Origin of the sequence: Streptomyces sichuanensis (genome assembly GCF_020328095.1) — a bacterium.
Lineage (GTDB): Bacteria > Actinomycetota > Actinomycetes > Streptomycetales > Streptomycetaceae > Streptomyces > Streptomyces cinnamoneus.
The window spans coordinates 1-12,904 of record NZ_JAIXMK010000016.1 but is presented as its reverse complement, the minus strand read 5'-3'; the positions used below and the strand labels follow the sequence as shown (position 1 = coordinate 12,904).

Annotated in this window: 11 protein-coding genes and 1 pseudogene; 4 read left to right on the top strand and 8 right to left on the bottom strand. The window is 73.6% G+C overall.

Annotated features, from left to right (window positions below; genetic code table 11):
• Positions 1–118: 118 nt before the first annotated feature.
• The gene (locus LE181_RS08025; RefSeq protein WP_225660494.1) at positions 119–757 is read left to right on the top strand and encodes a helix-turn-helix transcriptional regulator; all 639 of its coding nucleotides are present in this window, start codon (positions 119–121) and stop codon (positions 755–757) included.
• Here the strand turns inward: LE181_RS08025 and LE181_RS08020 are convergent.
• Positions 736–1,446: a (2Fe-2S)-binding protein gene (locus LE181_RS08020; RefSeq protein WP_225660493.1), complete on the bottom strand. Its 711-nt coding sequence runs from the start codon at positions 1,444–1,446 to the stop codon at positions 736–738. The genes LE181_RS08025 and LE181_RS08020 overlap by 22 nt on opposite strands.
• 156 nt (positions 1,447–1,602) lie before the next feature.
• On the bottom strand, positions 1,603–2,784 hold the full coding sequence (locus tag LE181_RS08015) for a serine hydrolase domain-containing protein (protein WP_225660492.1): 1,182 nt from the start codon (positions 2,782–2,784) through the stop codon (positions 1,603–1,605).
• 226 nt (positions 2,785–3,010) lie between these two features.
• Here LE181_RS08015 and LE181_RS08010 point away from each other — a divergent pair, with 226 nt between their 5' ends.
• Both LE181_RS08010 and LE181_RS08005 read left to right on the top strand, forming a co-directional pair.
• On the top strand, positions 3,011–5,371 hold the full coding sequence (locus LE181_RS08010) for a GH92 family glycosyl hydrolase (protein ID WP_225660491.1): 2,361 nt from the start codon (positions 3,011–3,013) through the stop codon (positions 5,369–5,371).
• 120 nt (positions 5,372–5,491) lie between these two features.
• A complete protein-coding gene (locus LE181_RS08005; protein WP_225660490.1) occupies positions 5,492–6,934 on the top strand; it encodes an amino acid permease in 1,443 nt (480 codons plus the stop codon).
• Positions 6,935–6,959: 25 nt separating this feature from the next.
• Here the strand turns inward: LE181_RS08005 and LE181_RS08000 are convergent, their stop codons facing one another.
• From LE181_RS08000 to LE181_RS07975, 6 genes are all read right to left on the bottom strand, one after another.
• Positions 6,960–7,172, bottom strand: a complete 213-nt coding sequence (locus LE181_RS08000; protein ID WP_190107591.1) for a dodecin — start codon at positions 7,170–7,172, stop codon at positions 6,960–6,962.
• A gap of 67 nt (positions 7,173–7,239) precedes the next feature.
• A complete protein-coding gene (egtD, locus tag LE181_RS07995) occupies positions 7,240–8,223 on the bottom strand; it encodes an L-histidine N(alpha)-methyltransferase (protein ID WP_225660489.1) in 984 nt (327 codons plus the stop codon).
• Positions 8,220–9,023, bottom strand: coding sequence for an ergothioneine biosynthesis protein EgtC (gene egtC, locus LE181_RS07990; RefSeq protein WP_225660488.1), 804 nt, complete (start codon positions 9,021–9,023; stop codon positions 8,220–8,222). Before egtC ends, egtD begins: the two co-directional genes overlap by 4 nt.
• Complete coding sequence (gene egtB / locus LE181_RS07985) at positions 9,023–10,351, bottom strand: ergothioneine biosynthesis protein EgtB (protein ID WP_225660487.1); 1,329 nt, start codon at positions 10,349–10,351, stop codon at positions 9,023–9,025. The genes egtC and egtB overlap by 1 nt, the downstream gene beginning before the upstream one ends.
• Positions 10,348–11,628 carry an ergothioneine biosynthesis glutamate--cysteine ligase EgtA gene (gene egtA / locus LE181_RS07980; RefSeq protein ID WP_225660486.1) on the bottom strand — a complete coding sequence of 427 codons (1,281 nt, stop codon included), beginning with the start codon at positions 11,626–11,628 and terminating at the stop codon, positions 10,348–10,350. The genes egtB and egtA overlap by 4 nt, the downstream gene beginning before the upstream one ends.
• A gap of 178 nt (positions 11,629–11,806) precedes the next feature.
• Entirely contained in the window at positions 11,807–12,562 is a 756-nt protein-coding gene (locus LE181_RS07975; RefSeq protein ID WP_225660485.1) for a bestrophin-like domain, read from the bottom strand.
• Positions 12,563–12,674: 112 nt separating this feature from the next.
• On the opposite strand from LE181_RS07975, the pseudogene LE181_RS07970 reads away from it, so the two are divergent.
• A pseudogene (locus LE181_RS07970) lies at positions 12,675–12,904 on the top strand (hypothetical protein); the annotation flags it as partial.

The following is a 12,904-nucleotide window of genomic DNA, read 5'->3' as shown; positions in this document are numbered from 1 at the left end:
CAGCGTGGCCGCCCCGGTCCGGGCCGCCGGGCGCGGGAACTGCATGATTGTGCAGTGGCCCGCGGCGCGTCGCTCTTGCGCGCGGCCGCGGACGGGGTTCGAACGGGGGTGCACGGCCGTGGGCAGTGGTGAAGAGTACGTCGCGTGGCGCAATCACTTCATCGCCCTGCTGGACCGGCTGCCGATACCGATCGCCATCTGCCAGGCGAACGGCGAGGTGGCCGTCGTCAATCCGGCGATGGCCGCCGAGTGGGGCCTGGTCCCGGGACAGGTGCGCGGCCGCAATCTGCTGGACCTCTTCCGGCCGCGGGCCGCGGCACAGATCGAGCGGCTGACCGAGGCGCTGCGGCTGGGGCACCGTTCGCGCTACACGATCGACGTCCGCTGGGCGGCGGGCGAGGGGCCCGGGCGCGAGGGCGAGCTGCTGGTGGACACGGTCGGTGAGCCGACGCGGACGTATCCGATGCTGCTGGCCGTGCTGCGGGTGCGGGAGCGGCCCGAGGAACCGCCTGCGGTGGAGGTCGGTGAGGTGGAGGGGCGGATCCTCGCGCTGGCGGCGTCCGGGGCCACGACGGCGGCCATCGGCAAGGCCGTCGGGCTGACGGTGGACGGCGTCAACTACCACCTGAGCCGGCTGTCCCGCCGGTGGCGGGTGCCGAACCGTACGGCGCTGGTCGCCAAGGCGTACGTGCTCGGGGTGCTGGAGCCGGGGCGGTGGCCGCCCGCGCCGGCCGGTCAGCGGGCGCGGGGCGGGTGACGCAGCACGCAGTCGCCGCAGGTGCCACCGCCGGGCACGCGGTAGTACAGGCAGCAGGTGCGGCGCTCGAAGACCGGACCGCCGGGCGCGCGGCGCAACGTGCCGGTGCCGCGCAGCAGCGGGTCCTCGAACAGGGCGCGGACGAGGGCCAGGGCGCGGCCGGCGTCCTGCGGCAGGTGCCGTTGCCGGCACCAGGTGTGCAGCACGCGCAGGGAACCGGCGAGGGCCGAGCCCGCGTTGCCCCACAACAGCTGACCCGAGACCGGGGTCAGGGCGCGGGTGGCGTGGTGCAGGGGGACGAGCAGGCCGTGCAGGACGCCGGTGGCGAGCTGCGCCGCCTGCGCCAGCGGGTCCGTGGCCGGCGGCAGGGCCGTGGGGGCGGCCAGCAGCAGGTCGTCGGGGGCGGTGCGGTCCGGGTGCCAGCGCAGGTCCCCGGCGGCGAGGTCGGGCACCTGCCCGTGCAGTACGGCCGAACCGAGCGCGACGGACCACAGGCGCCCGGCGATGCCCTGGAAGGCGATGGACGCAGCCACCCGCCGGTCCGTCGTTCCCAGCCGGCCGGCGACGGTCTCCACGCGCAGCCGCAGGGCCTCGCCGCCGAGCGGCAGGTAGCCGGCGGCGCCCTCGGGGGCGTCTCCGGTGCGCACGGCGAAGAACGGCCCCACGTCGGCGAGTTCGGCGAGGCGCATGGGACGGACCGTTCCTCCGGACGTACGGGCGTTGCGGGCGCTGGGGCCGGTCGGTGCGGTCCGCCGGCCGGACGCCCCAGTATGCCTGCTCGTCGCCGGTGCGCCCGGCCCGACGGGGGACGAAGAAGGTGCTGACGGAGGGGCGCCGGGGGTGTCTCAGCAGAATTCGGCGCGCAGGACGTCGCCGGCCGCCGCGGTGTCGGAGAGCCAGTCGCCGTTGAAGTCGGCGACCAGCCGGTGCCGGCCGTCACGGGTCGCGTAGGCGATGCTCTGCGTGCCGTAGAAGAGGCCGTCGTGGCCCCACACCTCGACCCCGCACGCGAGCCGGTAGTGGAACAGGCCGAGCCCGGTGCCGCTGTCGGGGTCGTCGTCCAGGGGGACGGTGGTCGTCATCTCCTTCATCTGGGCCGGCGGGAGCAGCCCGCCGCCGAGCAGCGCGGCGAGGAAGCGGTCGAGGTCGGCGGTGGTGGAGATCATGTCGCCGACGGCCCAGAGGAGGGAGGGGTTGAACTCGGTGACGTCGTGCGTCGTTCCGGGGTCGTCGTGGAAGCGGGTGTAGGTCCGTCCGCTGGGCCGGGGGATCCTCCGGTCGGTGCCGGGCAGGGTGGTGGAGTGCAGGCCGAGGGGCCCGGTGATGCGGCGCCTGAGCTCGGTGGCGTAGGGGTGGCCCGTCACCCGCTCGACGATCAGGGCGGCGAGGGTGTACTCGGTGTTGGAGTAGTAATAGCGGGCACCCGGCGGAAAGTTGGGCGCGTGGCTCATCGCGAGCCCCACGAGCTCGGTGGGGGTCCATGTGTCGTAGCGGTGGGCGAGGAACGCCTTGCCGTACGCCTTCGCGCGGACGGTGGGGTCGTCGAGGTAGTTGAAAACGCCGCTCGTGTGGTTCAGGAGCTGGCGGATGGTGATCTTCCGGCCGTCGTGGCCGTTCCCGCGCACCACCCCGGGCAGCCGGGACTCGACCGTGTCGTCCACGCTCAGCCTGCCCTCCGCCTCCAGCTGCAGCACGACCGTCGCCACGAACGTCTTGGCGATGCTGCCGGTCCGGAAGTGGTCCCGGGGCCGGAACGGCCGCTGCGTGGTGAGGTCGGAGACGCCGGCCGAGCCCTGCCAGTCGCCGCGCCCGTCGTGGGCCAGGCCCAGGACTCCGGGCACGCCCTGCCGGACCGCGGCCTCCATGGCGGCCAGGGTGCGCTCGTGGCCCCCGCCGCCCCGGGCTCCGGGGCCGGCGGCCGCGGCCGCGGTGACGGCCGCGACGAGCACGGCCAGGAGGGTGCGCAACCTGCGCCGGACGCCCCCACGGCCCGGCGGTCGCATCCGCTCCCCTTCGGTATCCGGCATGACCCCGTCCCCCCCGGTGCGCACGACGTCCCCCTGCCCAGGCCCCACTCCCCCACCGCGAGCGGGACGAAACGAACCGGCCCGGCCACTCACCCGAGTAGGTGAACCGGCGCTCCGCCGGGGTGTCCTGAAGGCCACGCCCACGATCCGTCGCATCCTTGACTCACCGTCACCCCCCGGCGCACCGTCGGCGCTGACATCGATGCCGCTTCGAGGGGCGTGGTCTATGAGACGGGCCGTACACCCACTGCTGCGCCGCGCGGGCGCGTCCGCGCTCGCCCTCGTGGCGGTGCTGGGCTCCACGGCGCTCGCGCCGCCCCCGAGGCCGGACGGGGCGGCCGGGCCGGCCGGCGAGGAGCTCACCTCCCTCGTCAACCCCTTCATCGGCACGCAGAACGAGGGCAACACCTTCCCCGGCGCCGCCGTGCCGTTCGGCATGGTGCAGCTCTCCCCGGACACCGGGCACAACACCGGCTACGACTACAAGGACCACCACATCCGCGGCTTCAGCACCGTGCACCTCTCCGGTGTCGGCTGCCGCATCGGCGGTGACCTGCCCGTGCTGCCGACCACCGGCGACGTCGTGCAGACCGACAACGCCCGCTACGCCGCCGAGTTCAGCCATCGTGACGAGCAGGCCCGCCCCGGCTACTACCGGGTCCGCCTCGCCTCCTACGGCGGCATCACCGCGGAGCTGACCGCGACCGCCCGTACGGGCCGGCAGCGCTACACCTTCCCCGCCACGCAGAAGGCCAACGTCCTCTTCAACGCGGGCCAGTCGCTGCACAAGACGGTCTCCACCAGCATCGAGATCGTCGACAGCCGCACGGTGCGCTCCACCATCACCGGCCGCGGCTTCTGCCAGGACACCCGCCCGTACACGCTGCACACCCTCACCCGCTTCGACCGGCCCTTCACCGGCCACGGCACGTGGAACGGCGACGGGCTCGCCGAGGGCTCACGGGCCTCCAGCTCACGGGCCGGCAACGGCGCCTGGGTCCGCTTCGACACCACCCGCGACCGGGACGTCGAGGCGACCACCGCCATCAGCTACGTCGACGCGGCGGGCGCGGAGCGCAACCTGCGGGCCGAGGAGGCCGGCTTCGACCGCACGGCCGACGCGGCGCACGACGCCTGGGAGCGGCGCCTGGGCGACGTACGGGCCCGGGGCGGCGCGCCCGCGCTCCGCCGGACCTTCTACTCCTCGCTCTACCGGTCCTTCCTCGCCCCCAACGTCGGCAGCGACGTCGACGGCCGCTACACGGGCTGGGACCAGCGCGTGCACCGGGCGGACGGCTTCACCTACTACCAGAACTGGTCCCTGTGGGACACCTACCGCACGCAGGCGCAGCTGCTGGCCCTGCTGGCGCCGCGCGAGTCGAGGGACATGGCGCTGTCGGTGCTGCGGATCGACGCCGAGGGCGGCTGGCTGCCCAAGTGGGGCTACGGGACGGTCGAGACGAACATCATGACCGGCGACCCGGTGACTCCGTACCTGACCAACGCCTTCCACCACGGCCTGCTCGCCGGGCACGAGGAGGAGGCGTACCGGGTGCTGCGGAAGAACGCGGACGGGGTGCCGCCGGCGGGCTCGCCGTACGTGGGCCGCGAGGGAAACGCCGAGTACCTGCGCAACGGTTACGTCCCGCTCCTGCCCGACCGGACCCGGCGCAAGCCCGGGGATTCCGACTACCACGAGGGCGCGTCGGCCACGCTGGAGTACGCGCTGGCCGACGGGGTGCTCGCCCGGATGGCCCGGGACCTGGGGCACCGCGCGGACGCCGAGCGCTATGCCGGCCGCTCCCGCAACTACCGCAGGCTCTTCGACCCGGCGACCGGCTTCTTCCGGCCGCGGGACGCCGGCGGGGCGTTCGCCGGGTCCGCGGACCCGGCGAAGAGCCCGGGCTTCCACGAGGGCACGGCCTGGCAGTACCAGTGGCTGGTGCCGCAGGACCTGCCGGGCCTGATCGGGCTGCTGGGCGGCAAGGAGGCGACGGAACGGCGGCTGGACTCCTTCTTCGCCTACGACCGGCTGCTCGCCGACCCGGCGCGGACCGCGCGCCAGGTGTGGGTCAACGGCCCGTACGACTACTACAACGCCGACAAGTACAACCCGCAGAACGAGCCGGACCTCATCGCCCCGTACACCTACCTCTCGACGGGCAAGCCGTGGAAGACCACGGACGTGGTGCACGCCGCGCTCACCCTCTTCACCGACTCACCGACCGGCATGACGGGCAACGACGACCTCGGCACGATGTCGGCGTGGATGGTGCTCTCCGCCATCGGCGTGTACCCGGTGCAGCCGGGCGCGGACGCGTGGGGGCTGAGCACCCCGGTCTTCGACCGGGTCGACCTGCGGCTGGACCGCCGCTGGTACCCGCGGGGCCGGTTCACGGTGAGCGCGCCGGGCACCTCGGACCGGGACCGGTACGTGCGGTCGGTGCGGCTCGACGGGGCCGCGCACGAGCGCACGTACCTGACGACGGAGCAGATCCGCGAGGGCGAGCGGCTGGAGTTCACGGTCGGGCCGGAGCCGTCCGGGTGGGGGACGGGTGCCCGGTCCGTCCCCCCTGCCATCGGCTGATACGCGGCCGGGGTGCGGGGCGGCGCCTTCCGTCGGCGCCCCGGCTCCGCCATGATGGCCGCCATTCGCGGCGATGTGTCCAGGGGCGAGCCGCCCTCGGGGCCGACGGGAGGACAGGCCATGGCAGAGCTCGGGACGGGCCGGGGAGTATGGCGCCGCAAACCGATCGAGACGATCGAGGAGGCGGAGGAGACCGAGGCGCACGGCGAGCACCTGAGCCGCACCCTCGGCCTGTGGCAGCTGACGGCCATCGGCGTCGGCGGCATCATCGGCGCGGGCATCTTCAGCCTCGCGGGCACCATCGCCAACGGCGTGGCGGGCCCGGCGGTGCTGGTCTCCTTCCTCATCGCGGGGGTGGCGAGCGCGGCCGCGGCCTTCTCGTACGCGGAGTTCGCGGGCCTCATCCCGCGGGCCGGGTCCGCCTACACGTACGGCTACGCGGTGCTCGGCGAGATCGGCGGCTGGTTCATCGGCTGGGACCTGCTGCTGGAGTACACGGCGATCGTGGCGGTCGTGGCCATCGGCATCTCCGGTTACATCAACTTCCTGCTCGGGGAGACGAACGCCCAGCTGCCCGACTGGATGCTGGGGGCGCCCGGCACCGGCGACGGCCACCGGGTGGACCTCTTCGCGGCGCTGCTGTGCCTGCTGATCGCCGGGCTGCTGACCATGGGCATCAAGAACGCGGCCCGCTTCGAGACGATCGTCGTGGGACTGAAGATTCTGGTGGTACTGCTGGTGGTCGTCGTGGGGTTCTTCCACATCGACACCGCCAACTACCACCCCTTCTTCCCCTTCGGGCTCAGCGGCGCCTTCACAGGGGCGGCGACGGTCTTCTTCGCGGTGTTCGGCTACGACGCGATGTCGACGGCGGCCGAGGAGTCCAAGGACGCGCAGCGGCACATGCCCCGCGCGATCATGTACTCCCTCGCCATCTCGATGGTCCTCTACGTCCTGGCCTGCCTGGTGCTGACGGGCATGCAGCACTACACGGAGATCGACAAGGAGAGCGGATTCTCGACCGCCTTCAAGTCCGTGGGGCTGAGCGGCATCGCGGACGTCATCGCCGTGGGCGCGATCATCGGCATCCTCACGGTGATGTTCACCTTCATGCTCGGCGTGACGCGCGTGTGGTTCGCGATGAGCCGCGACGGCCTGCTGCCGAAGTGGTTCGCCCACACCCATCCGACGCGGCACGTACCGACCCGGGTCACGTGGATCGTGGGCGTGGCCTCCGCGCTCATCGCGGGCTTCGTGCCGATCGGCGAGGCGGCGGAGCTGACCAACATCGGCATCCTGCTGGCCTTCGCCGTGGTGTGCACCGCCGTGATCGTGCTCCGCTACCGGCAACCGGAGCTGCCGCGCTCGTTCCGCTGCCCGGGCATGCCGGTCGTCCCCGCCATCGGCGTCGCCGCGTCCATCTGGCTCATCACCTACCTGGCGTGGCAGACGTGGGTGCGGTTCGCGATCTGGTTCGTGATCGGGCTGGTCGTGTACTTCGCCTATTCCTACAAGCACTCGGAGCTCTCCCACGCGGACGCCCGGGGAATCCCGCGGGACTAGCGCCCGCCCGGAGCGGGCGACGTCCTCAGGTGTCCTCCAGCCGGAAACCCACCTTGAGCCCGACCTGGTAGTGGGCGATCGCACCGTCTTCGAGGTGCCCGCGGATCTGGGTCACCTCGAACCAGTCCAGCTCCCGGAGGGTCTGCGCGGCGCGGCTGATTCCGTTGCGGATCGCCGCGTCCACGCTGTCCTGCGAGGAGCCGACGATCTCGGTGACCCGGTACGTGTGGTTGGCCATGGCCCCACCGTGCCCCACCCGCCGCCGGCACGCGAAGCGGGTGGGCCATCGGGTGGAGGGCCCTCGTTCACACCGGGGGCCGGCCGGTGGCGGCCGGCACCGACAGGGACAGCGCGAAGCGGCCCTCGGCATCGGTCCACCAGTGGGTGAGGTCCAGTCCGGCCGCCGCGAGCTCGCGGCGGACGCCCTCCCGGCGGAACTTCGCGGAGACCTCGGTCCGCAGGTCCTCGCCCCTCTCGAAGTGCACGGCCAGGTCCAGGTCCTGGATCTTCGCCACCACCGGGACGCGGGCGCGCAGCCGCATCTCGATCCATTCCCGCCGGGCGTCCCAGAGGGCGACGTGGTCGAAGTCCCCGGGGTCGAAGTCACCGCCCAGCTCGCGGTTGATGACGGACAGGACGTTCTTGTTGAAGGCGGCCGTGACCCCTTGCGCGTCGTCGTAGGCCGGGACGAGCACGCGCTCGTCCTTGACCAGGTCGGTGCCCAGCAGCAGCGCGTCGCCCGGGGCGAGCCCGCAGCGCAGGCCGGCGAGGAACGTGGCCCGTTCGGGCGGCAGCAGGTTGCCGATCGTGCCGCCGAGGAAGGCGACGATGCGCGGGCCGGGGACGTCGGGCAGCGCCAGCCCGTACTGGAAGTCGGCGACCAGGGCGTGCACCGTCAGCGCCGGATGCTCCGCCAGCAGCGTCGCGGCGGCACCGGAGAGCGCACTCTCGCTCACATCGACCGGGACGTAGGACTCCAGCTCCCGCAGGGCCCGGATCAGGTGGCGGGTCTTGTCCGAGGAGCCCGAGCCCAGCTCGACCAGCGTGCGGGCGTGCGTGGCCGCCGCGATGTCGTCGGCGCGGGCGATGAGGATCTCGCGCTCGGCGCGCGTCGGATAGTACTCGGGCAGCAGCGTGATCTCGTCGAACAGCTCGCTGCCGCGGGCGTCGTAGAACCACTTCGGGGGGAGTTCCTTGGGGGAACGGGTCAGACCTTCGGCCACGTCCGCCCGCAGGGCGGCGGCCGTCGCATCGAGGGGGAGGGTGCGGGTGAGGACGAACGGGCTCACAGAACGGGCTCCTTGAGCGGAGGGCTCGGGGCATGCGAGGCGTGCGGGGTGTGGGGGAGCAGAGAGGAGAGGGTGACGCCGGTGCGATCGGCGGTGACCAGGGTGCGGTCGGGGACTTCCGTCCAGCCCGGGTCGTCGTCGTACGGCTCGGACGCCACCACCGTCCGGCCCGGGGCGGGGCCGGTGAGGTACCACAGAGAGTCCCCCCAGGCGGTCGCGGCGACGGCCGCCCCGTCGGTGAGCAGCAGGTTGAGCCGGGAGGCCGGTGCGGCCCGGTCCACCGCCGTCACCACCTCGGCCAGCGCCCGCCCCAGTGGGTCACCGCCCAGCAGGCGGTGCTCGACCAGCGCCCAGACGAACGCCGCGTCGCACCGGGCCGCCAGCCGCAGCAGCGCGCCCGGCGGCAGCAGCGCGGCCAGCGGCTCCGCCGAGTCGGGCCAGCCGGTCAGCGCCCCGTTGTGGCTGAACAGCCAGGGGCCGCCGGCGAAGGGCGCCGCGGCCGCCTCGGCGTCCGCGCCCGCGAAGGTCGCGTCCCGCACCGCGGCCAGCAGCGCCGGGGCCCGTACGACCCGGGCGATGTCGGCGAACGACTCGTCGCCCCAGATCGGCCCGGCCCGCCGGTAGCGTGCGGGCAGCGGGTCGCCGGGGGCGTACCAGCCGACGCCGAAGCCGTCCGCGCTGACCGTGCCGTTGCGCATGTGGCGCGGGGCCCAGGACTGGCGCACCAGCGAGTACGGCGGCTCGCTGAGGCTCTCGCCCAGAGGGGCGTCGGGCCCCAGCACCGCGATGTGACGGCACATCAGGCCGGTTCCGCGTCACGTGCCGTGCGGAAACCGGAGAAGATCTGCCGGCGGACCGGCAGATCCCAGTTGCGGAACGTCCCCCGGCAGGCCACCGGGTCCACGGCGAAACAGCCGCCGCGCAGCACCTTGTACCGGTCGCCGAAGAAGACCTCCGAATACTCCCGGTAGGGAAAGGCCCGGAAGCCCGGATACGGCAGGAAGTCGCTGGCCGTCCACTCCCACACGTCCCCGATCAGCTGCCGCACGCCCAGGGGCGACGCCCCCCGTGCGTAGGCGCCGACGGCCGCCGGGCGCAGGTGGCGCTGGCCGAGATTGGCGTGGGAGGGGGTGGGGTCCTCGTCACCCCACGGGTAGCGCATCGAACGGCCGGACACCGGATCGTGGCGGGCGGCCTTCTCCCACTCCGCCTCCGTGGGCAGGCGCCGCCCCGCCCACGCCGCGTAGGCGGCCGCCTCGTACCAGCTCACGTGCAGCACCGGCTCGTGCGCCGGCACGGGCTCCACGACCCCGAACCGGCGCCGCACCCAGACGTCGCCCTCGCGCCGCCAGAACAGCGGGGCGGCCAGGCCGTGGCGGCGCACCTGCTCCCAGCCGGCCGGGTGCCACCAGCGCCGGTCCGCGTACCCGCCGTCCTCGATGAACCGCAGGTACGCGCCGTTGCTCACCGGCAGCGTGTCGAGGAAGAACGAGGGCACGAAGCGGGGGTGGGCGGGCCGCTCGTTGTCCAGCGCCCAGGGCTCGGCGGACGTGCCCATCGTGAACGGGCCACCCTCGACCAGCACCTCCTGCGGCAGCAGGGCCGCCTCCGGCGGCGCGGGCGGCGGCTCGGGGGCGGTGAGCGCCGCCGGACCGCCGCGCAGCTGGTGGGTGATCAGCATGGTCTCGTCGTGCTGCTGCTCGTGCTGGGCGATCATGCCGAAGGCGAAGCTGTCCTCCACCAGCGGCCCGCCGCCGGTCACCGGCGTGCGCTCCAGCACGTCCAGCACCCGGCCGCGCACCTCGTCCACGTAACCGTGCGCCTCCTTGGGCGCCAGCAGGGGCAGCGAGGGCCGCTCGGCACGGGGGTGCTCGAAGGCGTCGTACACGGAGTCGATCTCCGGGCGCAGCGCCGTCTGCCCGGCCACCGCCCGCAGCAGCCACAGCTCCTCCTGGTTGCCGATGTGCGCCAGGTCCCACACCAGGGGCGACATCAGCGGGGAGTGCTGGGCGGTCAGCTCGTGCTCGTCCACGCAGCCGGTGAGCAGGCGCGTGCGCTCGCGAGCGCCCAGCAGGGCGCTCGCGGCGCGTTCGCGCAGGACGGCGGGGTCCTGCCCGGGGGCCGTCATGCCCGGACCCCCTTGCCGGTCACCTCGTCGAGCAGGTCGTCGGCGGGGCACCGGCCACGCTCGACGTAGCGCGCGGTGAACTCGTCCACCGCGTCGAGGACCTTCGTCTGCGCACCGAGCCGGGGCAGCGCTTCGCGGGCGGCGGCGAAGCAGGCCGCGGCGGCGGCGTGCAGCTCCGGGTCGGACAGGCCGTGCCGGGCGGCCCTGCGCCACAGGGCGTTGCGCGGCGGGGGCTGCCGGCTCGGCGAGTCCGCCAGGGCCTTCACCGCCCGGAAGGCGGTCTCGGCCGCCGCCGGGTCGTCGAACAGCGCGGCGGTCACCGCGAGCGGGACGATCCAGCCGTCCTCCCCGGACTGCGCGTCGATCATGCGCAGCTCCAGATGGCCGCGCGGCCTTATGGGCGGGAACAGCGTGGTGAGGTGGTAGGCGACGTCGTCGACGGTGGGCCGCCGGGGCAGGCCCGTGCGCGTCCACTGGCGCAGTGCCAGCCCCTGCTGCACCGCCCAGGGCTCCTTTTCGGACCGGACGAACATCACGTTCGCGTTCAGCGCGTACGCCGCCCACGCCGCCCGCAGGTCACGCCCGCCCACCGGGGCCAGCGTGCGGCCCGGGTCCATCCGCGCGTAGCACGCCTGCCGGCTGGAGCGCCAGCCGCTGGGGACGCCCAGGTGCAGGGGGGAATTGGCGAACGAGGCCGAGAGCACCGCCCCCAGCAGGTGGGCGAGCCGCCACCGCTGGACGTACCCCTGGGGGCCGGGCTCCTCGTAGCCCGCGTCCACGCAGACCTGCACCGACGCCGTGCGGCACATGACGTTGCGCCCGGCGCCGTTGATCCGGTCGTAGTAGACCTCCATCGCGTTGTACCGGGCGGTGTCGCACACCCGCGGGGGCTCGTACCACGGCTCCTTGCCGTAGCCCGCCAGGGTGAGGCCCAGCTCGCGGAGGACTCCGCGGGCGAGGGCCAGGTCGGCGGTCAGCTCCTCCACACAGGCGGTCAGCGACTCCGCCGGCTGCGAGCTGAATTCCAGCTGACCGCCGGGCTCCACGGTGAACAACGACCGCAGCGGCAGCGCTCCCACGCGGTCCGCGGCGGCGGCGAGCCGGTGCGGGGCGACGGGGCGGGCCCGGTCGTGCAGATCATGGACGAGCCATTCGAGTTCCACACCGAGAAGGCGGGGCGGGCCGGTTTTGAAGCAGATGCCGCGCACGAACGCGTCGGCCTCCGATTCACCGACCGGCCTGGTGAGGCCTTCCCTGTCAGCAAAGCAGTCGGTCACGCTTGCTACCTCCCGTCCGTTGGTCCGTACCCCCAAAACGGGGATGGCAGTCGGACACGCCGGGGGACGAGCCGTGAACCGGTCATTCTGCGGCTCGCCGGGGAGGCTTCATTGTCGCGGCACCGCGGCCCGCCCGCCACGCGAGGAGGCCGGACCGGGCCGTCCGGCCCGGTGGGTCTCAGACGGCGAACAGGTCGCTGAAGATGCCCGTCGCATCGGCCACGTCGTGGCCGAACGGCGAATTGAAGTCCCAGATCAGGAAGAGGAGGAAGGCGATCAGTGCGCTGTAGAGCCCGGCGAGCATCAGTTCGCGCGGCGAGCGCCTGATCTGCAGGGTGAAGATCAGCCCGACCGCCACCAGCGCCCCCGCGATCAGGCCGAACCACACCACGCCCGGCATCGTCGGCTCGGCGGCCTGCGCCCGCGCGTTGCGCGCCGCGTCCGCCGCCCCGACCTGGTCCAGCAGCGGCTGGTACGACTGGCCCTCATGGTCGTTGCGCGGCTCGTACGAGGTGAGGTCCGCGCGCACCTTGTCCAGCAGCTGGGAGCCCTTGTCGGTGAGCTCGCCCTGTTCGAGCATCACGGGCCACTCCTTCCTGACCACGTGGGTGACGTAGGCGTTCACGTCCTCGCGGGTGCGGTCGCGGGCGGCCGGCGCGTACGCCTGGACCCGCTCGGTGACCTCGTGCAGGGCCTGCGCCTCCGCCCGGACGGTGTCCTGCGCCGCGTTGCGCGCCTCCCAGACGCCGGCGATGGCCAGGCCCAGCACGATCGCGTACACCACGCCGACCATCATCGTCATGTACTCGATGACGTCGGGCGTCTCCGACGGGTCGTCGTCCTCGCTGATCCTGCGCTGCCTCAGCACCGTGATGGACAGGACGACCGCGCAGGCGGCGAGCATGGCGAGGGCCAGCACCAGCCACTCGGACAAGGGGTACCTCCAGGGGCGAAGGAAGCGGGGTCAGCGGCTGCGCCCGCCGCCTGAGCGCGGACGCAGCAGGGCGGCGGCCAGCACCGCCGGGGCGGTGATCACCAAGGTGAGCGTGACCAGTGAGGTACCGGCCGGGGCCGGCTTGGCGGCGCTCTGGTGGTACGCGCGGGGCGCGATGTGCGACGCGGGGGAGTGCCGTGCTGCAGGGGCGGGCAACGGCGGTGGGGACGGCACGGGTGCGGGCGGGGGCTGGGGCGCGCGCCGCGGTGCGGCCACCGGGACGGGCGGCGCGGGCCGCGGCGGAGCCGACGTCACGGGCACGGGCTCCGGCCCCGGCGGCTG